19 protein-coding genes are annotated in these 20742 nt (G+C 55.2%); 12 read left to right on the top strand and 7 right to left on the bottom strand.

Features of this window, described 5'->3' with window-relative positions; translation table 11 throughout:
- Positions 1 to 73: 73 nt before the first annotated feature.
- A complete protein-coding gene (locus ACSFE6_RS12035; RefSeq protein WP_435427812.1) occupies positions 74 to 1267 on the bottom strand; it encodes a M20 aminoacylase family protein in 1194 nt (397 codons plus the stop codon).
- A gap of 152 nt (positions 1268 to 1419) precedes the next feature.
- Here ACSFE6_RS12035 and ACSFE6_RS12030 point away from each other — a divergent pair, with 152 nt between their 5' ends.
- Positions 1420 to 2313: a LysR family transcriptional regulator gene (locus ACSFE6_RS12030; protein ID WP_435427811.1), complete on the top strand. Its 894-nt coding sequence runs from the start codon at positions 1420 to 1422 to the stop codon at positions 2311 to 2313.
- 48 nt (positions 2314 to 2361) lie between these two features.
- Here ACSFE6_RS12030 and ACSFE6_RS12025 read toward each other — a convergent pair whose 3' ends face one another.
- Entirely contained in the window at positions 2362 to 4092 is a 1731-nt protein-coding gene (locus tag ACSFE6_RS12025; protein WP_435427810.1) for a diguanylate cyclase, read from the bottom strand.
- Positions 4093 to 4268: 176 nt separating this feature from the next.
- Positions 4269 to 5831, bottom strand: a complete 1563-nt coding sequence (locus ACSFE6_RS12020) for a diguanylate cyclase domain-containing protein (protein ID WP_435427809.1) — start codon at positions 5829 to 5831, stop codon at positions 4269 to 4271.
- A gap of 475 nt (positions 5832 to 6306) precedes the next feature.
- On the opposite strand from ACSFE6_RS12020, the gene ACSFE6_RS12015 reads away from it, so the two are divergent.
- Complete coding sequence (locus ACSFE6_RS12015; protein WP_435427808.1) at positions 6307 to 7173, top strand: patatin-like phospholipase family protein; 867 nt, start codon at positions 6307 to 6309, stop codon at positions 7171 to 7173.
- 93 nt (positions 7174 to 7266) lie between these two features.
- Here the strand turns inward: ACSFE6_RS12015 and ACSFE6_RS12010 are convergent, their stop codons facing one another.
- The 3 genes from ACSFE6_RS12010 to ACSFE6_RS12000 form a co-directional block, all read right to left on the bottom strand.
- A complete protein-coding gene (locus tag ACSFE6_RS12010; RefSeq protein ID WP_435427807.1) occupies positions 7267 to 7806 on the bottom strand; it encodes a hypothetical protein in 540 nt (179 codons plus the stop codon).
- A complete protein-coding gene (locus tag ACSFE6_RS12005; RefSeq protein WP_435427806.1) occupies positions 7760 to 8620 on the bottom strand; it encodes a winged helix-turn-helix domain-containing protein in 861 nt (286 codons plus the stop codon). Before ACSFE6_RS12005 ends, ACSFE6_RS12010 begins: the two co-directional genes overlap by 47 nt.
- Positions 8621 to 8900: 280 nt before the next feature.
- On the bottom strand, positions 8901 to 12416 hold the full coding sequence (locus ACSFE6_RS12000) for an ATP-binding protein (RefSeq protein ID WP_435427805.1): 3516 nt from the start codon (positions 12414 to 12416) through the stop codon (positions 8901 to 8903).
- Between the two features lie 328 nt (positions 12417 to 12744).
- On the opposite strand from ACSFE6_RS12000, the gene ACSFE6_RS11995 reads away from it, so the two are divergent.
- The 5 genes from ACSFE6_RS11995 (at position 12745) to ACSFE6_RS11975 (ending at position 16041) form a co-directional block, all read left to right on the top strand.
- A complete protein-coding gene (locus ACSFE6_RS11995) occupies positions 12745 to 13425 on the top strand; it encodes a DUF3313 domain-containing protein (RefSeq protein WP_435427804.1) in 681 nt (226 codons plus the stop codon).
- A 109-nt stretch (positions 13426 to 13534) separates the two neighbouring features.
- A complete protein-coding gene (locus ACSFE6_RS11990; RefSeq protein WP_435427803.1) occupies positions 13535 to 13996 on the top strand; it encodes a hypothetical protein in 462 nt (153 codons plus the stop codon).
- 55 nt (positions 13997 to 14051) lie between these two features.
- Positions 14052 to 14393, top strand: coding sequence for a hypothetical protein (locus ACSFE6_RS11985; RefSeq protein WP_435427802.1), 342 nt, complete (start codon positions 14052 to 14054; stop codon positions 14391 to 14393).
- A gap of 347 nt (positions 14394 to 14740) precedes the next feature.
- The gene (locus ACSFE6_RS11980) at positions 14741 to 15562 is read left to right on the top strand and encodes a winged helix-turn-helix domain-containing protein (protein WP_435427801.1); all 822 of its coding nucleotides are present in this window, start codon (positions 14741 to 14743) and stop codon (positions 15560 to 15562) included.
- Positions 15559 to 16041, top strand: a complete 483-nt coding sequence (locus ACSFE6_RS11975) for a hypothetical protein (protein WP_435427800.1) — start codon at positions 15559 to 15561, stop codon at positions 16039 to 16041. The genes ACSFE6_RS11980 and ACSFE6_RS11975 overlap by 4 nt, the downstream gene beginning before the upstream one ends.
- Positions 16042 to 16054: 13 nt before the next feature.
- Here ACSFE6_RS11975 and ACSFE6_RS11970 read toward each other — a convergent pair whose 3' ends face one another.
- Positions 16055 to 16231 carry a hypothetical protein gene (locus ACSFE6_RS11970; protein ID WP_435427799.1) on the bottom strand — a complete coding sequence of 59 codons (177 nt, stop codon included), beginning with the start codon at positions 16229 to 16231 and terminating at the stop codon, positions 16055 to 16057.
- 155 nt (positions 16232 to 16386) lie between these two features.
- On the opposite strand from ACSFE6_RS11970, the gene ACSFE6_RS11965 reads away from it, so the two are divergent.
- From ACSFE6_RS11965 to gfa, 5 genes are all read left to right on the top strand, one after another.
- Entirely contained in the window at positions 16387 to 16719 is a 333-nt protein-coding gene (locus ACSFE6_RS11965) for a hypothetical protein (RefSeq protein ID WP_435427798.1), read from the top strand.
- Between the two features lie 52 nt (positions 16720 to 16771).
- The gene (locus ACSFE6_RS11960) at positions 16772 to 17746 is read left to right on the top strand and encodes a helix-turn-helix domain-containing protein (RefSeq protein ID WP_435427797.1); all 975 of its coding nucleotides are present in this window, start codon (positions 16772 to 16774) and stop codon (positions 17744 to 17746) included.
- A 217-nt stretch (positions 17747 to 17963) separates the two neighbouring features.
- Entirely contained in the window at positions 17964 to 18776 is an 813-nt protein-coding gene (locus ACSFE6_RS11955) for an EAL domain-containing protein (RefSeq protein ID WP_435427796.1), read from the top strand.
- A gap of 105 nt (positions 18777 to 18881) precedes the next feature.
- A complete protein-coding gene (locus tag ACSFE6_RS11950) occupies positions 18882 to 19382 on the top strand; it encodes an outer membrane beta-barrel protein (protein WP_435427795.1) in 501 nt (166 codons plus the stop codon).
- Between the two features lie 377 nt (positions 19383 to 19759).
- Positions 19760 to 20338 carry an S-(hydroxymethyl)glutathione synthase gene (gene gfa / locus ACSFE6_RS11945; RefSeq protein ID WP_435427794.1) on the top strand — a complete coding sequence of 193 codons (579 nt, stop codon included), beginning with the start codon at positions 19760 to 19762 and terminating at the stop codon, positions 20336 to 20338.
- The last annotated feature ends 404 nt before the right edge of the window (positions 20339 to 20742 follow it).

Raw genomic sequence — 20742 nt, 5'->3', positions numbered from 1 at the left:
CATTCAAGGCCGCCAGCCGTGGTGTTGTGCTCGTTGAGTGAGGCTGGCAAAGGATGTGGTTTGGGCGAATCGCTCAGGGCTGCGCCAGGTAACGCTCAACCAGACGCGCCCAGTAGGCGGCACCGATCGGCAGGTTGCTGTCGTTGAAGTCATAGCCCGGGTTGTGGACCATGCAGCCGTCTTCACCGTCGCCATTGCCAAGGCGCAGGAAACAACCGGGGCGGGCCTGCAACATGTAGGCGAAGTCTTCACTACCCATCAGCAGATCGGTATGTGGCACCACCTTGTCGGCGCCGATCAGCTCTTGCGCCACCGCAATCGCAAATTCGGTCTCGCGGTCACTGTTGATGACCACCGGGTAGCCCATGAGGTAGTCGATGTCGACCTCGGCGCCATAGCTGGCGGCTTGCTGCCGGACCAGATCGGTGATGCGCGACTTGAGCAGCGCACGCACCTCGTTACTGAACGAACGCACGCTCAATTCAAGCCTGGCGCTACCGGGAATGACATTGTTGGCGGTACCGGCCTGCAGTACGCCGACCGTCACCACGGCGGCTTGCGTGGGTTCGACATTACGCGCCACGACGGTTTGCAACGCCATCACGATGCTCGCAGCCACCACCACCGGATCGACCGTCAGATGTGGCCGTGCGGCATGACCACCGTTGCCCTTGATGGTGATATAGACGTTATCGCCCGCCGCCTGCAGCGGCCCTCGGCGGAACAGCATTGTTCCAGCCGGTGCGCCCGGATGATTGTGCAGCCCGAATACCGCGTCACAGGGAAAGCGCTCGAACAAGCCGTCGTTGATCATGCTCAGCGCGCCGCTTTTGATCCCGTGTTCCTCCGCCGGCTGAAAGTAAAGATGCACCGTGCCGGAGAAATTGCGCGTCTGCGCCAGGTAACGGGCGGCGCCCAATAGCATGGTGGTGTGACCGTCATGACCGCAGGCGTGCATCTTGCCTGGGTGCCGGCTGGCGTACGGCAAGCCGGTTTGTTCAAGAATCGGCAAGGCATCCATGTCGGCGCGGATCCCGATGCTGCGCGGTCCATCACCTACGGTCAGCGAGCCAACCACCCCGGTTTGCCCGACAGCGGTGGTCACCGCATACCCCCACTCCTCCAGTTTCCTTGCCACCAGCGCGGCCGTTTCCAGCTCTTCATAAGCGAGCTCGGGATGCTGGTGCAGGTGGTGGCGGATCGCGCGCATCTCTTGGGTCGATTCGGCGAGGTCCGCGACCTCACAGTAATGTCGGGTAGTGTCCATATCACTTGGCTTCTCTTTGTTGGTGCTCTTTGTTGTAAGCCGCCGCCGGGCGGGGTGTGAAGCCACAGTAGAGATTGCCGAATGCTCTGAAAAGATCCTATTTTTTTGAGTATGATCAGTTTTTTTTATCACCTGGCAGCCATGAGAACGCCATGAAAATAAACCAGCTACAGGTATTCGTGACCGTCGCCGAAGAAAAGAGCCTGCGTGCCGCCGCCCGCTGTCTGAACCTGACACAGCCCGCCGTCACACGCAGCGTCCAGGAACTCGAGAGCGATCTTGGCGTTGTCCTGATGACCCGCAACGTGCAAGGCATCGAACTGACTGAATACGGCATCGCCCTGCAAACCCGTGCCCACCAGATACTCGAAGATCTACGCCGCGCACGGGAAGAACTCGATCAGATCAAAAACAATATGCGCGGCAACGTCAGGGTCAGCGCCACCTCGACCATCGCCTTGAGCTTGCTGCCAAAAGCGCTGGAACAATTCCAGAAAACCGCCCCGGATGCCGAAATGACCTTCATGGAGGTCAAATTCCCCCAAGCGGCCCAGCACCTGCGCGATGGCTCGCTGGATTTTGTCGTCTCCCACGTACTGCCCGACATGCTGGGGGACGACCTGATCAGCATGCCGCTGTTCTCGACGGACTTCGTGGTGATGGCGCGGGCAGGACATCCGCTGGCCACGGCTCGTCACCTTGCCGAACTCGCCGACGCACAGTGGCTGAGCACTGTTCCGTCGGGCGGTTTCCAGCACAGCGTGATGGAGGCGATGTTCGAACATGCCGGGCTGGCGCTGCCACGCCGAATCATTCAGTGCTCATCCTTCGCCATCGCCTTGGGCCTGGTGACCGGCACCGACTCCCTGGTGCTGTTCACGCGACTGCTGGCCGACAGCATCGCCAGCCTCGGGTTGCGGCAGATCCCGTTGGAGCAGGCACAACCTGCACTTGAAATGAGCATCATCATGCGCAAGGGCACGCTGCTCACGCCAGTTGCCCAGCGTTTTGTGGAGTGTTTGCAAGCAGCGGTCAAACGAGGTTGACGGCTTATCAGAGTTGTCAGGGCGGATTGTTTACAACCGCGCCTGTCGTCACCGTGAGCTCAAACTGTCGTCACTGACCACCCGGTTTCGACCATTCTGCTTGGCCGCATACAATCGGCGGTCAGCCTTTGCCACCAGTTCTTCCAATTGTTTGACTCGATCCTCAAGCAGCTCTGCCACACCAATCGATACCGTCAATCGAACCTCTCTTGAAGGCGCCGTCGACAGCATCATGACCGGGTCAGGCATGCACACCGATTGTTCGATACCGCTACGCAGTTTTTCGGCAATATCGCTCGCCTCAGCCAGCATCGTTGCCGGCAGGATCACACAAAACTCTTCCCCACCGTAGCGAGCCACCAGGTCTTGGGGGCGAACCAGAGCGCGGCACACGGTGGCCAAGTGCTTGAGGACTTCGTCGCCGGTAGAGTGTCCCCAGTTGTCATTGATGGCCTTGAATTTGTCGATGTCGATCATCAACAAGGCGATTGGGTGCTTGCCTTGAAATCGCCTGACCAACCCCTTGAAGTCTGCTTGCAAGCGCCGACGGTTAGCCAGTTGCGTCAAGTTATCGACCAAACCCAACTCCTTGAGCTGGGTATTCAAGGAAATCTGACTGAGCAGCAGATGATCAACAACGAACAGCGTCACGGCCAACAGCAGCCCCAGCGATAACCAGATAAAAATGAACAGCGTGCTAAATTGCGAAATGACGGACCAGCGCAGCGCATTGATCGGAATCCGGTTGACCAACATCAGCCCGGAGTCGGGTAACTGTTGATAGAGAAAATAGCCCTCGCTACCGTTCAATACACCCTTCTTGGTCTGGAGCATGGCTGGAATGGACAACCCTGAATCCCTTTCGGACAGGGTGTTGAGCCAGTTGCCTTTTAGGGCTTTGAAGGTCTCTTCGTTGGAAGCGATCAGTGAACCATGGGAGTCGAGCAGCACATGCAATTCATCGGGTGGTGTCGCCGTATACATATAGTCCTGCAGCTTTTGTTGCGGCACATCGAAGATGACAGCACCCCGAGTCGCGCCATTCAAAAGCACCGGTGCAGTGAACAGCAGGCGTTCGCCCGAAAAAACCAGCTTTGCCTGTATCGCCGTAAAAGACACAACACGGTCTTGCGGCGTGACAGTCGTACTTTGCATGAGTGGGGAAGCGGCGTACACCTGCAGCAATGAGGCCAGTTTGTCATCGGGTATCGGGGGATAAGACACCACGAGCCCGGAGGTCGAAATAAACAACACATGCTCAAAGGCGCTGTTGGAATGAAGCTGCACGGGCAACATCTGGCTGATGACACGGGACGATCTCAGGTCCTGAAGCAAGGTATCGGCATCCCGCGACAAACCTGGTATAGCCGCCAATTGCTGGTCGCTGATCGATCGCACCGGCGCATCGAATGCCGGCACGGATAATCCCCAAACTGGCTTCTGTCGGTCTTGCAGTGCCTGTTGCAAGGCAGCATCAATGGATGTTTCAACGTGTGCGTTTTGATCATTGAGCAGGAGTCGCTCGGCGACATCGCCCAACAAACGCAGTTGGTTCTTGCCGTTGTCGATGGCCTCATCAATGACGATGGCCTGCAATTGCAAGTGGTGCTCTCGGTCATTGAGTTGACGTTCGAAGCCCAGATAGTACTGTCTGCCAGCCAGGACAATAGTCACTGCAAAGACCAATGCAAAACACAGGAACACCGTCTGCCGTGGGTGGATATTGAATAACACCGAAAGAAGACGAATTCTTGAATTCGAACGATGAGGGGCCTCCATACGCAACTCTCTTCAGTAAGTCGCTGAAAAGTGTAGACCGTTGCCCTGAATCACTTGGCAACCACTCTCAAGTCTCTCTCCCCTACCCTCAACCCATATAAAAAACGCCACTGAATAGCCGCGACGTTAAAGGTTTTAAGAGTGTGCAAACGTAGACATTCAACGCAGCACAAGCCTCATACAAGTGGAGACTCCGTCATCCCCACGCCCCTTCGCCCAAGCTGCTTGACACCATACATGGCCTGATCCGCCGCCTTGAGCAATGTGTCGAGACTTTGGCCATGTATAGGACACAGCGAAACGCCGACACTGCACGAAACGGCTAGCTCCCCGGCACTTGTCACGACTGTCTGTGCAATGCTGTCGAATACCCTCGACGCTTGCGACTCGGCGCTTTCGGGGTCGGAAAGATTGGAGATCAGCATGACGAATTCGTCGCCGCCGTACCGGGCAACCGTGTCACAGGTGCGGCTGGTTTGAAGCATGCGGCGTGCAACCGCTTGCAGGACCTGATCGCCGACTTCATGACCGTATTTGTCGTTGATGTCCTTGAAATGATCCAGGTCGATCAACAGAACGGCAAATGGAATGCCCTTCTCTTCCCAATCCGAGAAGGCCTCAGCAAAACGCTCGGCGAACAGGTAACGGTTGGGCAACTGCGTAAGCACGTCATGGGTAGCGAGATAGGCAGAGCGTTCGTGCTCGACTTCAGCCCTTTCCATGGCTTTGAAATGCCTGATCAATACCATCGGCATCAGCACCAAGGCCCCGGCGAGAACCAACAGAATCATCAACATTTCTTCGGTAAGTACATCGCCGAAACGAAGCTGCCGTTCGAATACCAACGTCATGGGCTGCGATGAACTGCGGATCTCGACACGGTCGTTCAATTGCGGCAAAAACAGGCGATCAAGGAAGCCGGCTTGTTGAACCTGCGTTGAAAAAACATCGCTTTCAGATCCCGCGGCAGTCTTCAGCACGGCCGCTATGTGAACCAGCGGATCGACGTTAGCGTGATTGACGGCTTCAAGCAGGGAACCCGTCTTGATCAACAGCAAAGACACCATCGTGCTGCCAAAAAAATTGGGTCTGGCGCCCTCCCGTTCTTGCTCAGGCCGATTGACTGACTGCATCAGAATGTAAGCGCTACCGCCTTCATACATGGAAAACACGGGGGAAACCACGGGCTTCTGGCTGCTTTGGGTTCGAGCCAGCGCATAGGAAAGGTAAGCGACCGTTTCTAACCTGACACCGTAAATCGAGCTGGATTCAGGGAGTAACGGGTACATAAACAACACAGGCCAGGTCTCATTGAGAAAGACCTGGGATTGGGCTGGCTGTTGAGTGAGGCTTGGGAAATCCTTGAGTTCGAAGTCTGGCCGCCATGTACGCCGCAGCAGGTCTTCAAAGGCGGATTGCTCGGCGATCGGCACCGCGCGGGCGGCCTCGAGCATGTAGATATGCGGGTAGGCCGACAATACGACGGCCGCATATCGGGCCGTCGCTTCGGTATCACTCTGATCTACGGCTTGCAGGAATGCCGAGAACCCCGAGAGCACGGCTTCATTGGTATCAAGCTGATTGCGCACAATCCCGGAGATCGTTTGCACGTACTCGGAAAAATAGGTTTCCCTGCGTTGGGTCTCGGACTTCAGCAATAGCAAGGCCGAAAAAAGAACCAAGCCGACCGCTAAAAAAATAAAGCCCATCAGCGAACTGCGCCGTGTTGTCCATATCATCCTGATTTTCCGAATACGCAGAGCGTCCAAATTGCCTTCACTGTCCGTTCGATCACGTTGGCAAGCGCCTAACGCACTGACAATGATTCTCGTTCCGTCAGCATCTCCCGCAACTGTTCGTGGTTAAGTCGGTGACACTCGTCCTGGGCTTCTTTTCGAATCTGATAGGTCGTCTTCAAACGACATTTATCTTCGTTGTCATAGATGTTGAAACCTATGGGCGCGGTCTCGCAATAAAAGCGGGTTCCATCACGCATTGATCCAGTCTCCGTTGGGATTGCAGGGACAACAACAAATCTCGAAATCATTTTCTTCCCTCTCCATAACCCTCATCACTATTAGCGGCTATACGCCACTACAGCAAGTGATTGTGATCAGTTTCCGATGACCAGTACAACGCGCAGGAACGGTAAGCACCTCTCGTAGGCCCGCCAGCTACACTCATTCGATACATCGCGGCACAGAGATTTCGACCATGGCGACCAAAACCGCAATCGTATTCGCTGGCGGCGGCAGTTTGGGTGCGGTACAGGTGGGCATGTTGCGGGCCTTGGTCGAGGCCGATGTTCGATTCGACATGGTGGTAGGCGCTTCAGTCGGCGCTATCAATGGTGCCTACTTTGCCGCAAGGCCCGATGCCGATGGCGTCGAGGCGCTTGCCGGTTTCTGGCGCGGGCTGTGTAAGACTGACATCTTTCCCCTCTCCTGGCTCGACACCTGTAGAGGGCTGATCAAACGGCGTGGTTATCTGTTGCAACCGGCGGCCTTGAACCGATTGCTCGGACGGGCACTGCCCATTCATCGAATTGAGGATGCGGCGCTACCTCTGCATATCGTCACCACCGACCTGCTCAGTGGTGCCGAGACGGTTCTGTCCAGTGGCGAACTCGAGCAGGCGTTACTGGCCAGCGCGGCCATCCCGTTGGTGTTTCCCAGTGTGCAAATCGCCGATCGGTTCCTGGTGGATGGTGGCGTGGCCAGCAACACCCCCATTTCAACGGCCGTCTCCCTGGGAGCCACCAACGTCGTGGTCATCCCCACCGGAGTGAGTTGCGACCTGACACAACCGCCGCGAGGCCTGGTCGCCCTGGCCCTGCACACCGTCAATCTGATGAGCATGCGTCAACTGGTGAGCGACATCGAACACTTTCGCACGCTCACCAGCCTGCACATCGTCCCACCCTTGTGCCCCGTGGATGTCTCCGTGTTCAACTTTGACCAGACCGAGTCCTTGCTGCAGCGTGCCTATGAACAGACCCTCCGGTGGCTGGACCGTGGAGGGCTCGAACGCACCAAGGTGCCGGGTGCCCTGACGATCCATTCACATGCCCATGAGCATTAACAGGCTTAAAACCCGGGCACGAAAAGTCAGAAAAGTTTCAGAAAGGCTTCTGGAAACTTCGAGCCAGCCCAACGTTCAGGTCAAAGGACGGTGTCATCGCTTATTGCACAAAATAAACATGTCATTCCCATCATCGAACAGGTAACGCGTTTCGGACAGCGATCGCATCCAGAAACTCAAACTGCTGCCTGGTTTAAAAACAAACAGGCCCAACGTGCTCGCCAGCTCAGGGTCGGTGCTTTCGGCTTCACCCTTCACGGCACTCACCACATTGATCTGCAAGCGGTGTCCCTGCTGTTTCAATTCGAATGCACTGCTGCGGCGGATGGTTCCAATGCTGACGCCGGTGTCAGCGTCGATCAGCCGCGCCACCATGCGCATATGGTTGAGTTCATCGGGTTTCAAATCCAATCGGTAGCGTGTCGTGAGCCACGTGGGGCGCGTTGCCGACGACACCCGATGGGCACTTTCACCCTCGCACCAGAAGTCCGGGCCGCTGTTGTACCGACTGGACAGGACGCCCAGGACCAACCCCAACAGCCCCACGAGAACGAACGCCAGGCACCAGGCAAAGATCGTGGTGCGTCTAGTCATGTTGTTGTACACCGATGCAACGACTGCCGGCCGCTTCAAGCTCACCCTCACAGAGAATCTGGTCAGCCCCTCGACGTCCCGGCATCAGATAAAGGTGCAGGTCATCCGACGACATGCCCAGCCGCGCCGCCAGCTTCTGACTGTTCACGACCTTGGGTTGCAGAAGTGACGGCACCAGCGTTTGGGAGTCCGCAAGCAGCGGATGGACCTGCACGTCATTCATCGTTACGGGGGCTGCGAACATTGGAATGGATACATCGGAAGTGGGTGGCATCCAGAATTTCCCCAGCAAAAATGCAAGTGAGCCCCATAGAGGCAATGTCAGCCAGAGCCCCCAGCGCCTTGCTGATATGACTGGTGACATCGGCGATGGCTCTTTAGCCGTGTCGATCGAAGGCGATTGCGCGTCATCGCCCGCGATATCAACCCGGGTCGGCGGCGGTGAAGCAGGAATGGGGCCTTCGCTGCCAGCGGCGGACGCCGCGGTGATCGGCGATGCTTTCGATACGATTGGCAGCTCCTGGACTCGAACACTGTCCGCGATTTTGTAGCCGATGCGTGGCAACGTCTGGATGAACTCCCGATCGGGCTGCAGCTTCTCCAGTGCCAGGCGCAGCTGCCGAATGACCTGGGCCAGACTGTTGTCGGTGACTTCCAGGTCATACTGCCCCCATGCCCAGGCCATCAGTTCACGCTTGCGCACCACGGTACCGCCCGATCTCAAGAGAATCGCCAGGCATCGGCTCGCAATGGCGCCCAGGCGTAAGGGCTCCTCATCGGGGGTGTCTACTCGAAACAAGAGAAAGTTGTCTTCGTCGAACACCAGCTGTCCATCAATCAGCACTTGGCCCATGGCGACCGTCCACACGTGACAAGAAGGTGAGTCAGAAACATTTCGCTGTCGATCCCTAGAGTTAAGCTGTCAATCCGGGTATTGGACATCCCGGGTGCGATCAGTCGCCCGCCAAGCCGAGTAGCGTCTGCAAAAAACGGCGCAGTAACGCATGCCCTCTGCAAGTCCGCTCTGAAATGGCCTGAACCATCACTCCCGGAATGCTGAAAAAGGCTGAAAACCGATGAAATCTTCTGAACGACGCCCTGCCACCTGATCAGGAACGCTCCGCGTTCACTGTTCACCCGTCTGCAGAGAGCGCGAGGGTTTGGCTCTCAGCGGTCAACTGCTCACCCAATTGCCTCAGCAGCTCCTCCAGGGGGGCAGCCAAAGCCTTGAAATAGATTTGCAGTTCATCCTGGGGGCGCTTTGTACGCAGGGCTTGCTCCATCAAGTCGGCTGCCTGCGCAACAGTCTCTGCGCCGATATTGGCCGACACGCCCTTGCAGGTGTGCGCCAGGAACTGGGCCTGATCCAGCTCACCCGCCATTAATGTCTCGCTCAAACGCTTGAGCAAGGTGAGCTGTTCCTCCCTATATAGATGCAAGATCTTCAAATACAGGCTGCGTTTACCCAGCACGCGGTTCAACCCGGCCACCATGTCCACACCGTCCAGCTTCAAGCCCATTTCGCTTGACATCAGGTTCGGCACGCAGGCCGGTGCCAGCGTAAACGCGGGGATCGCCTCCACTTCTTCAAGCCATCGTCGCAACACCGAATAGAGCGCCTGTGGCTCAACAGGCTTGCTGACAAAGTCGTTCATGCCGGCGGCCAGGCAAGCGTCGTGATCGGCGTGCGTGGCATTGGCGGTCATCGCGACCACCGGCAGCGTGCTCAAACCCGGTATCAGTCGCAGCAGGCGCGTGGCGCCAAGCCCATCGAGCACCGGCATCTGCATATCCATGAACACCAGGTCATAGCGACCGTCCTTCAGTCGGTCCAGAGCCTGACTGCCATCCGTCGCGATGTCGACGCTACAGCCCACCGCCTGCAGCAATTCGGCGGCTACCTGGCGATTCAACTCGTTGTCTTCCACCAACAATATGCGCGTCCCTTGCGCAACCATCCAGCCACTGAAGCACTCCTCGGTGAACTGGCAATCCAGCACCTTGCATTGGGCCAATTGCAGACGGACCTCAAACCAGAAGCTACTGCCCTCCCCCAAAACGCTTTGCACGCCGACCTGACCGTCCATCTTTTCGACCAACTGTTTGGCGATCGCCAAGCCAAGGCCGGTGCCGCCAAAACGTCTTGTCGTGGAGGCATCGGCCTGCTGGAAACTCTGAAACATCTGCTTTAGCTGTGAAGGCGAAAGACCAATACCGGTGTCCGTCACGCTGAAGTGCAGCAGTGCATCATGCTCGTTCGCTTCGCGCAGGTTCACTTCGACCCGGATCTCCCCACGTTCAGTGAACTTGACCGCATTACTCAGGTAGTTGAGCAATATTTGCCGTAACCGCAGCGGATCCCCACATAAAAGCTCGGGCACCTCGGCGCCAACATTGAGCTGCAATCCAAGCTGTTTTTCGTCAATGCGCGCATGGACTTGATCAAGCGCTTCTTCGAGCAGTTGAGCCAAGCTGAAGTCTCGTGCCTCCAATTGCAGCTGGCCGGCTTCGATCTTGGAAAAGTCGAGGATATCGTCAAGGACACCCAGCAGGTGCCGACTGGACCTTTGTACTTTGGCCAGGTAATCACGCTGACGCTTGGTGAGCTTGGTTTCCAGGGCCAGATAGGTCATACCGATAATGGCGTTCATCGGCGTGCGGATTTCATGACTCATGTTGGCCAGAAACTCGGCCTTGATCCGTGAACTTTCCTCGGCCAATTGTCTGGCTTGAAGCATCTCGGTCGCGGCCGCGTACTGGGCGGAATTGTCTTCGATGATCCAGATAGAACCATGGGTCGACAGGTGGCCGGGCGCAACGGCCCGTGCACTGACGTTTGCCCAGAAGGTGCTGGAATCCTTGCGGCAAAGCTGCATCTGCTGTTGAAAGGTTTCACCGCGATCCAGTGTCTGGCGCACATTGGCTTCAAGTTCCACCAGTGACTCTGCCCACTTGACATGATCAATCCACATCAATGCGCAGCGCTGCAGCTGTTCGCCCGGCGCATAGCCCAACAGTTCATCCAGCCGTGCATTGGTCTGAACAATCAAGCCACCCTGTACGAGCGCGATGCCATAGGGCGCAGCGCTGATGATTGCCTGTTGTCGTTCGTGGGCTTCAAGCAAGTGCCGCTCACCCGCTTTGCGCTGGGTCAGATCGTGGACGGCTACACACAGGCACAGGCCTCGCTCTTCTCGCGGTGGCAACAAACACATATGTAATTCAGCAGGAAACTCGGTGCCATCGGCTCGATGAGCCATGATCTCGATGGTGTCCAGCATTTGACTGACGCGAACCCGCTCCAGCTCCGGCACCAGCGCTCGATAGGTCCGGCCAATCAGGGTGCCAGGTGCATAACCGAAGGTTGCCTCGCTCTGCTTGTTGGCCATGATCACACCGTGTTCGTCGAACACCAGCAAGGCTTTGGGCGCGAACTCCACAATGCCGCGATACCAGCTTTCAGTGGATTCCAGGGACTCCTGTCGCTGTTGCAATACCAGCGCCTGGTGTTCCAGTTGGTGGGTCTGGCGCCGGGCCTGATGCAATAACTGCTGATTATTCTCACGCTGCTGCAAAAGACTCAGCAAAGTGCCAAGTCGACTCGGCAAGCGGTCCAGCAACCTCATGCGGGCGGGGTCCGGGCGCTGAGCGAAATCCAGTTCGAGGCTGGCCAGTTGCTGCCCTTCTTGCAGCAGCGGCAAGCTGTAATGCACTTGCCCGGTACGCTCCAGGACGACATTCGTATCGAACAGCAACGTTGTCTTGCAACCCAGGCACTCGTTTAGCCACCGTTGCAGCGTCGCGGCGAACACCTCCCGATGGGTACAGGACTCCAACGCTTGCACCAGTTCGCCGAGGCGAGTCTTGACCCAATGCTGCCGACGCAGTTCCTCATTGATTTCCACGTAGGCATCGAAGGCCTCTCCCAGTGTGACCACTTCAGCCAATCCGCGAGATTTCGGCAATTTTTCGACGCACTCCCCCACATGCAGGCGTCGGATGCGTTCGGCGAGTGTCACCAGCGGCTTGACCAATTGGCGACGCAGGACGACCAGAAAGATCAATAAACTGATGCCCAATGTCATCAGCTGCATGAAGGCCCTGAAGCGGCTGGCCATCATGGCGTTGCTCCAGGCGTTCTCAAAATCGGTGATCACCCGTTGCCTGAGGGAATATTTCAGCTGACTGAGCGCCTCCGAAAAACTCCACTCGACATTGATGTAGGTAGTCTCGGCAAGCAACGACCCGTCCCTCGAGCGGCGGTACTGGTCCATTGACCGGCGCTCCATATCCGTTTGTGTCAGATCCAGGGCCTCGACCTTGGCCAGCAACCGGGATTCGGATTCGTTCAGGCCAATGGCTTGTAACTCCAGTTTCGCCTCCTGGAACGTGCGACCTTCTCGCCACTTTTGCAGATACTGGGTTTGAAACAGATGTTCACCCGTACTGCCATAGAGGCGAGCCAATTGGGTCAGTTCACGACTCAGTGTCTCGATCTGAGTGATCACCAGGGTCGTGCGATGACGTCGTTCAGTGGCATGGGCCAGCTGGGCGAGGTAGTACTCACTCAGCGTCAAGGTCACCACGCATGCAACCAACATCACGCTGAATCCTGCCGAAATGAGTTTGCTCAGACGTTCCAGGCTCATGGTATCTCCTGCGGACACTACCCCGACCCACGTCGGAGATTTGACCCGGCAGTAGACCCTTTCGAGAGCGCCGCTGCTGTGAAAAACCCTGACTCGGACGGCCCGCTCCGATGAAAAACGCTGAAAAATCATGAAGAAAGCGGGTTTGACCGCCAGGCCAGTGGCGATTAACGGTTTTTGAGAGTTATTGATTCGGATTTTCCGGCCCCGCCCAGCAGCATCCCCCCGAATTGACCGACGTGCAGGCTAATGCTTTGCGTAGCGCGGCCGGTACTGGGGGCCAGGTTGGAACCTGGACGACAACTTTCATTAATTGAGAACAGAAAAGATGAGCATGTCGAATAGATGGATTGCAGGGATTGCCTTGAGCTGTGTGTTTCAGGTCGGTTGTGTCTCGAAGGTGACGCAGCAAGACCAATACTCGGGCTATCTACCGAACTATCAGGGGCTTGAGGAGCAAACCACCAAGAGTGAACAAAAGGTGATGCGATGGGTCGCGCCAGGGTTTGACCCTCACGCCTATTCCACCGTCGTGTTCAACCAGGTTGAGTTGTATCCCGCGCCCATTCCGACTGCACGCGTCAATCTGAAAACCCTGGAGGACGTGCAGAACATGGCCAGCGACAGCGTTCGCACTGCCATGGCCCCCACCTATAAGATCGTCGAGAACGTGCAACAAGCGCCGGCCGGTTCACGGACATTGATCCTGCAGGCGGCGATCACCGATATCAGTGCCTCCAACGAGGGCATGCATTGGTATGAAGTCGTACCGGTCGCGGCGGTCGTCGGTGCCACACAAGCAGCCACCGGTCATCGCGACCAGACGGCCGAGTTGTATCTCGAAGCCGACCTGATCGATGCCAAAACCGGTTTGCCGGTCGCCAAAGTGGTACGCAAGGTGTTCGGCGAAACGTTGAACAACGCCAGTCAGCCAATCGCTGCCAATGACTTCAAGGCCGCCTTCAAAACCCTGACGACCGACATGCAGGCCATGCTTTCCAAGCAATAACCGACACCGGATGCCCCATGGCCAACGTTGATTGACGTGCTATCCATCGTCAGAGGATCGCATTGCGAGCAGACGGGCATGGGGTTTCGCAACGGCAGAGTCCAACCTTATGAAAGTATCGACCCTTACCCTGGCGGCCAGCGTTTTACTGGCAAGCTCCGCAACCCTGGCCGCAACGCTGGTCCCACTGAAAAACCAGACGTCCCAGACCATCCAGCAAGACGCCAACGCCTGCCAGGCACAGGCCAATGCTCAATTTCCGACCCAGAACACTGTGCCGACCGGTGGACGGGTGAAAGGCGCCACCATGGGCGCGGTCGCCGGTGCCACGGCTGCGCAGGTGCGCGGCCGGCAATATGACGACGTTTACGACCATATCGACGACGATGTCAAACAGGACTATCGCCAGAACCGTGCGCGCAGTGCCGCAGCGGCAGGCGCGGTGATCGGTGCATCACGACAACGTCAGGAACGCCGGGAGAACCTCGCCAACAACGAGCAAAACATCACCGCCAACAACTCCGCGTACACCAGTTGCCTGCAACAGCGTGGTTACAACGTTTTGCCTTGACCCCTGCGAAACCGATCGAGTTTCGCTAAACATACCGAACGTGAGCACTCTACCCATGCGTCCCTCGTATTTACCCATGGCGGCCTTTGCCACCTTGCTATTGACCGGTTGTACGTTCTCTGCGAATAACCCGACCTCAATCCTGCAAACAGACAAGTCGCCGGAACAATATGTCGATTGCGTTGAACCGAAGTTGAAAGACAGCAACCTCAACCCTGTCGTGTCCAACAGCAATCGCAGCTACAGGGTTGTGGTGTCGAGCAAAGTGGCCGTCGATAACGTGCTTGAGACGTACAAGTCAGGGAACGGTGCCAAGGTGTATGTCTATGAGCGCCAACTGCCAGCCTCAATCCTGATGACATCCCGCCTTGAGCGCGCTGCATTGGAATGTTTGTAGGTTCGCCCTCCCCTAAATCCAAACCTGCCTTCCCCTTATTCCACTGCCCCGGCCTAGGGGCGCATGCCCGGTAAGGCACATAGGCCGCTACCTTGCAGTTTTCGGATAGCGCAGGTTGTTTGTACAACGCATCATGCCCACCCCGATTGAAACCCCGTGGATACCCCTTGCTTGACTCCCGTGACATTTCCGATGGGCCATTCCAGCATTGTCTGGAAGGCCTGATCGCGCCTTCCACGCTTGCCCGCTCGTAGCCGTTCATCTTCCCGACCAGCCTGTATTGCTTCAATCCAGCCTTTTGAAACCGTCTGTATACTCAGCCAGAACCAACTGAACGGAGGACTCCCATGCGCTACGCCTTCAAGTTGAAAAATGGTGCCATGGCCCTTTTCGACCCGGATACCGCTTCGCTTTCCATCACGACATCCCATGGAGATGTACAAACCTCCACGTTAGGCAGAGCCGAATCGCGTCTACTGGACCTGCTGCTGATGGAGCCCGGCCAGACCAAAAGCCGTGAGGAAATCACCGATTACGCCTGGAATGACCGCGTCGTCGCCTCCGGCAGCTTGAACCAGGCCGTTTTCTCCCTCAGGAACATACTTAACGACAGCCGGGATCACGAAATCCTGATGACGGTTCCTCGAAGAGGATATTGCTTCAACCGTCAATATGTAGTCGATGCCCAGACCGAGTCGCCAATGCTTGAAGATGAAGCGTTGCCATCTCCCGTGCCTGTGGTTGAAGAACTGCTCCCTGTTGAAGGTAATGCGCTGCCGCCACTTCCAGTAAAACCCAAAAAAACCAGCTACATAACAAAAGCCCATGTCATCGGCTATGTCTTGACCTTGGGTGTATGTGCTTACACCGGTTTCCACTCTGGCTTCGACACGCCCAAAATCGAGATTTCCAGCGTAAAACAGAACGAACTGGAAATTCATGCTGTGGGCCACACGGTCGCTGAGGCTCAATCGCTGAGGGATTACTCGGTCAAACAGGTTCAACAGTTCTCACCCAACTTGAAGGGGCAAGTCTGGTTGAACCTCTACAAGACAAACTATTCCGTTTCGTGCGTCCGTCCGGACTCGAGCACCGCAAACTTACAATTGAACAGCGATCAAAAAGACCTCGCCCTGATGATCCGGCAATGTTTAGAGACGACCCTATGAAGCTGACAACACCTTCACTGACTCACTGGATTGTGCTTGGGATCATCAACGCCGCCTGTATTTTTTCTTTGTTTTATTCACCCTCTTATTACATGGAAAATACCAGTTATCAAACCATCACCCGCCAGTGGCTCGAAGATTCAAATCAGCTCAACACTGAAGAGTACCTGACCATCGGGCATGGCCGATTGACGCAAACCACCCTGGAAAACCTGAACGGGCAAATACGTAACGCGACTATCACGGCAAATGTCATTCGGGAAAGCAATCATCATGTCCAGATAAAAATCAATAATGTGAAACTCAGCCAGGACAATGAACTCTTCGCCATCGAAAAAACCCCGGATCTGTTTTTTCGACGCCAGTACGTTCTCCAGGAAGGCGCTGTCCTGAATTATGAACTCATACCTGTTTCAGATAAAAACGCCGTCTGCTTTTATGTGCATGAACTCGGCCGCTTGCGCTGCATGAATCACTGACAGCCATCTCACGCTAAATCAACCCGGCATCAAGGGTTGATACCGCTTCGTCCCCGATGTTTTTTTTGAATAATAAAAATAATAATTTCTGATTTGAATCAAAGCCCCTCCTTGCTTTAAAAATCACGTGCTTGCGGCTATCAAGGGCGCGCCCCCTGCCGCCCTGCACTAACCGATTGAAAGCCGACAAGGCAATCTCATCAACAGGTCACTTGATCATTGAAAATATGACTTTTTGACTTTAGCCAGCATCTCGGCAACGCGACTATTAGCGGGCTCCGTCTGTGACAGCAAGGCAACTGACATTCAGTTCAGACCGAAAAACACTTACAAGGAAAGCTCGTCATGCTGCTAAAAAAAATTGCAACCGTATCGATTGGTGTATTGCTCTCAGTTAAAGCCATGGCTGGATACAAGGAACTTTATAGCGTCGACCTGACGCAAATTGAAAGCAACAAGAAGAAGCTGGGCGGCGATCATTTCAGTTATAAAATTTGCACAAACTATCGTGTCAATGATTATTTTGCCTTTGACGCCGCCGCCATCGGTTGTCAAAAAACGGCAATCTTTGGATCGAAAATAGAACCGTGTAAACTTCAAAGCCTGTTGGATATACCCTTGAGCGATACCTACGTATTTACAGCGGCGCTGACGCTCACCCCCGATTCATCGACATAAACGCCAGAGAATTTCTTAGTACTGCCCATTAGCTGAAGAGCGTTCAAACCCCATGAGCCCCCTGATCCCTGACGAAGTCTTTCATGCCACGTCCATTCCCACGGACCAACCCGATAGAACCATCGGTCACTGGGAGATGAGCCTCATTCCGGCAGAGCGTGAAGCAAGGATTCGCCAGTATAAAATCATCCATACGCCCACACTCCAATGCAGCCGACTGGAGTTCGACTCAGCCGTCACCCTGACCAGTGCTGTCCCTGATGGTTTTGTAACCTTTGCCATTTCACAGGCGCCCATTGGACGCCCCACTGTCAATAATCATGAGTTACGCCCCAATGAAGTCATCGTGCTGTATAGCGGCGAACCGGTGCATTACACCTGCCAACCGAATGAAGTGTTGCTCACACTGACGACGACGTTGGAACGCTACGCTGAATGTCTTGATAGAAAATCAATGATCGATGTGCTTGCCCATCGAAACAAACACAGCTTTCAGGCTGCAAGCTTCAAACTGGTGCAATCGGCCACGCAAGTCATCAACGCCTACTTCATGAACATCAATGGCCGTACCGCTGAACAACACAGCCCGTCTCAAACCCTTGATATTGAAAGCGCACTGTTGATGTCACTCCTGCAGGCGCTGACACCGACGGGGCGCGCCAAACTTAAATCCCCGACAAGGAGAGTCGTCGCAGTAAAAGCAATCAATCACATCCATGAGAACACCAAAAAAGCGCTGAACATGAAGTCGCTGGTAAAACAGCTCGAGACCTCAGCCCGGAGTTTACATCTTGGCTTCGTCGAGACTTTCGGGATTTCACCCATCGCTTACATCAGAAACCTAAGACTCGCCAATGTCCGTCGGGACTTGATTCGCAACACCTGGCCTACGGTCACAGAAACCGCAATGTATTGGAATTTTCACCATTTGGGCCGGTTCTCCAAGGTGTATCAGGATGCCTATGGGGAAACGCCATCGGAAACCTCCAGGCGCAATTCGGAAAAACTGCTGGCGTCCAACCGCTGATTATTTCAGGCGACGGCCTATTGCTCACCCGACAACCTTAATGACCAACACCGTTTTTTTTAAGCCAAGGGAACCAACATGCGCCTTCGATTAAATTCACCGCCGCTCAAGCAGAAAATCTTCTTTTGTGTCGCCGCCTACTTGTGTGGTGTCGCGTTGGCCTGGTTGGTTAACAGTTAAAAATCCATATCAAGCCACTTCATCTTTGGGATTTTTTATGATTGCTGCATATAAGGCTTTGTTCAAAAGGCACGCGTTAGTGTTATGTGCAACGGCTAGTGTGGCTTTACTCGCATGGTTCACTGCCAACCGGCTCGTACAAAGACTTGTCGAGCGCAGCCTGAATAAAACGCTTCAGTTAAGTGACCTGACGGTCCTGAAATGGAAGCTATTCATGGCCCTGGCTTTCATATTGGCGGCACTGTTTTACATGGCCTGGAAAACACTACGGTATCACTCCTCTACCGTTCTCAGGCTTCGCAAGGCAATCAGAACCGACAAGCTGGACGTTCATTACCAACCGATTGTCGATTTGAGGAAGGGGCATCTGGTCGGCGCCGAATCACATTCCCGCTGGCGTTCCAAAGGCGTCGCCGTTCCGGCAAATGCATTTACCGCTCCCTTCGGGAACTCCGGATTGACCAACGAGCTGACGCGCTCAGTGATACGCCGAGTTGCAGAGGACTACAGCACCTATCTCTGGGCATGCAAGGACTTCTACATCACCGTCAATCTTAGCGCCCAGGATCTTCTCGACGAAACCTTTGCCGACTTTGTTGCCAGCATCATCGCCACGTACAACATACCGACCTCGGCCATCGTCTTTGAAATCGCTGAAAGTGCCCTGTTGGATCACAAAGGCGCAGCGACACAGTTCCAAAAGCTACGGTCGGCCGGACACCGTATTGATATTGGTACTTTTGGCACTGACAACTCCAGACGCTCATTCATCGAGCCGGCACTTCCTGTTCATGCCCTGGCCAGGCGGTACTTTCAATGCTCGGAAAACATTAATTCCGAATGGGTTTAACACCACTCATGAATATCAATTAATGACTTCCATCAATCTGCGCCATCACCCAAATTCCTGCCAGCACCTCACAATCGACAACCTGTAAAAAGGATTCCATTTCAAATGCTATTTCGAAAGCTTGGCTTTGTTTCTCTGCTGTCTTTGCTGTCTTTGCAGGCAATCGCGGATGACAGGGGTTTTTATCTGGGTGCCGGTGTCACCAACATCGAAACCGACAAATCCCATTTGAGCGATGAAGATAACAGTTACAAAGCTTACGCGGGCTATCGTCTCAACAGCTATCTGGCATTCGAGGGCGCCTTCGTTGATCTGGGCCAATTCGAAGACAAGAATCTTGATTTCGATGGTAAATCGGTTCAAGCCGCCGTCCATCTCGGCGTGCCATTGGGCGACCGGGTGCGGCTGTTCGGCAGCGTCGGTGGCCATGCCTGGGATGCCGACGGCAACGTCAACGATGATGACAGCGGCGTAGACCTGACTTACGGCGCCGGCATCGAAGTCGATGTGTTTCGCAACATCGGTGTCCGCGCTGAATATGAAGTACTGGAGGTCGGCAACATCGACCTGAATCAGACTACCGCCTCTGCCTATTTCCTCTTCTGACCCCTCCTTCAGCTGAGCGGCCCTGCCGGTCGCTCAGCGCTTCAACGCTATTTGACCGCTTACCGTAACGGTAGGAGCGAGCCTGCTCGCGATGAACTCAAGAGCGCCGCGCTGAGCCAGTCAACACGCGTCATCGTTAACGACCATCGCGAGCGAGCTCGCTCCTACACAAGACATCAGTCCGCAGGTCGGCAAGTTAAGTCCGGTACATCCCAAGTACGGTCGGCAGTCTCCGGTAGTACTAGTATGGTGAACAGGCGCCTTTCCATTCCCGCCAGGATGGAAGCCTGAAAGCTAGTGCACGGCCGTTCTTCAACGGTGATGTCTGGGTAAAACCCCAGGCACTTTGTCTGACACCCTGAATGGGAGATGCCAACGTGAACACCCTGAAGCTTCACCCCTCGCTGGATAATGGTATTGAACCCGCTGCAGCGAATTTCGCTGGCGGCACCCTGCAATGCTTGTGCGCAACCGACAAAGTCGAAGTCAAGATCGACGCACAAACCGCGTATAACCACGCGTGCGGCTGCAGCAAGTGCTGGAAACCCAAAGATGCATTATTCGCCGTCATCGCCGTGGTGCCCCGGGACAAGGTCAGCGTCACCGCCCACGGTGAAAAACTGGAAATCGTCGACAAAAACGCCACGGTCCAGCGCCACGCCTGCAAGCAATGCCACGCTCATCTTTTCGGGCGCATCGAGAACAAGGACCATGCATTTTATGGCCTGGACTTCGTCCACACCGAGCTTTCTCCCCAGCGTGGATGGTCAGCACCAGGCTTCGCGGCATTCGTCTCCTCGCTCATCGAAACCGGCACGCCACCAGGGCAAATGAAGGCAATCCGTGAGCGCCTGCGCTCGCTCGGCCTTGAGCCCTATGATTGCCTGTCTCCAGACCTGATGGATGCATTGGCAACCCATGTCGCCAAACAGAAAGGCCTGCTCCCCGCCGCCTGATTGATCGGTCGCCGCGGTTTCTTCGCCGGACCGCGGCCCCGGCTCACTGCTCAAATGGAGTCATCAGTGGACTCATCCCATATTGCGAGTGTTATCTCAACAGGGGCATGATCGTATTCATCCCCTTCATGATCCGCCCGCAACGGATTCAAGCGCCCTCGTCCATTGAACCGACGGTATCACTGACAGGCGTTCCGGCCATGATGTTTACCTCAAGTAAGAGGACACCCGCTCGTAAATGAAACGATTTAAAGATGCCACCACCAAGACTTGTAAAATAACTAAGAAGTGTGTTTCATCTATTTAACAAAAACACGTTCTTTTCTAACTTCCTTCCAATCATCATAGCCAGTTTAATTTTCCCGGTTATTTTTCCTTAACTTTTCGGAACGGCAACTACACTC

The sequence above is a fragment of the Pseudomonas baetica genome (assembly GCF_051216495.1).
Taxonomy (GTDB): Bacteria; Pseudomonadota; Gammaproteobacteria; order Pseudomonadales; family Pseudomonadaceae; genus Aquipseudomonas; species Aquipseudomonas baetica_B.
The sequence above is the reverse complement of the archived record's forward strand: the minus strand, read 5'-3'. Positions and strand labels throughout refer to the sequence as shown.

What these genes read in the sequence shown, in the direction of transcription:
- ACSFE6_RS12000 (WP_435427805.1), bottom strand. Translation starts at nt 12,416, where the DNA reads ATGAGCCTGGAACGTCTGAGCAAACTCATTTCGGCAGGATTCAGCGTG.
- ACSFE6_RS11985 (WP_435427802.1), top strand. Translation starts at nt 14,052, where the DNA reads ATGCGTCCCTCGTATTTACCCATGGCGGCCTTTGCCACCTTGCTATTG.
- ACSFE6_RS11950 (WP_435427795.1), top strand. Translation starts at nt 18,882, where the DNA reads ATGCTATTTCGAAAGCTTGGCTTTGTTTCTCTGCTGTCTTTGCTGTCT.
- ACSFE6_RS11965 (WP_435427798.1), top strand. Translation starts at nt 16,387, where the DNA reads ATGCTGCTAAAAAAAATTGCAACCGTATCGATTGGTGTATTGCTCTCA.
- ACSFE6_RS11955 (WP_435427796.1), top strand. Translation starts at nt 17,964, where the DNA reads ATGATTGCTGCATATAAGGCTTTGTTCAAAAGGCACGCGTTAGTGTTA.
- ACSFE6_RS11995 (WP_435427804.1), top strand. Translation starts at nt 12,745, where the DNA reads ATGAGCATGTCGAATAGATGGATTGCAGGGATTGCCTTGAGCTGTGTG.
- ACSFE6_RS12030 (WP_435427811.1), top strand. Translation starts at nt 1,420, where the DNA reads ATGAAAATAAACCAGCTACAGGTATTCGTGACCGTCGCCGAAGAAAAG.
- ACSFE6_RS12035 (WP_435427812.1), bottom strand. Translation starts at nt 1,267, where the DNA reads ATGGACACTACCCGACATTACTGTGAGGTCGCGGACCTCGCCGAATCG.
- ACSFE6_RS11980 (WP_435427801.1), top strand. Translation starts at nt 14,741, where the DNA reads ATGCGCTACGCCTTCAAGTTGAAAAATGGTGCCATGGCCCTTTTCGAC.
- ACSFE6_RS11960 (WP_435427797.1), top strand. Translation starts at nt 16,772, where the DNA reads ATGAGCCCCCTGATCCCTGACGAAGTCTTTCATGCCACGTCCATTCCC.
- ACSFE6_RS12005 (WP_435427806.1), bottom strand. Translation starts at nt 8,620, where the DNA reads ATGGGCCAAGTGCTGATTGATGGACAGCTGGTGTTCGACGAAGACAAC.
- ACSFE6_RS12015 (WP_435427808.1), top strand. Translation starts at nt 6,307, where the DNA reads ATGGCGACCAAAACCGCAATCGTATTCGCTGGCGGCGGCAGTTTGGGT.
- ACSFE6_RS11990 (WP_435427803.1), top strand. Translation starts at nt 13,535, where the DNA reads ATGAAAGTATCGACCCTTACCCTGGCGGCCAGCGTTTTACTGGCAAGC.
- ACSFE6_RS12020 (WP_435427809.1), bottom strand. Translation starts at nt 5,831, where the DNA reads ATGATATGGACAACACGGCGCAGTTCGCTGATGGGCTTTATTTTTTTA.
- ACSFE6_RS12025 (WP_435427810.1), bottom strand. Translation starts at nt 4,092, where the DNA reads ATGGAGGCCCCTCATCGTTCGAATTCAAGAATTCGTCTTCTTTCGGTG.
- ACSFE6_RS11975 (WP_435427800.1), top strand. Translation starts at nt 15,559, where the DNA reads ATGAAGCTGACAACACCTTCACTGACTCACTGGATTGTGCTTGGGATC.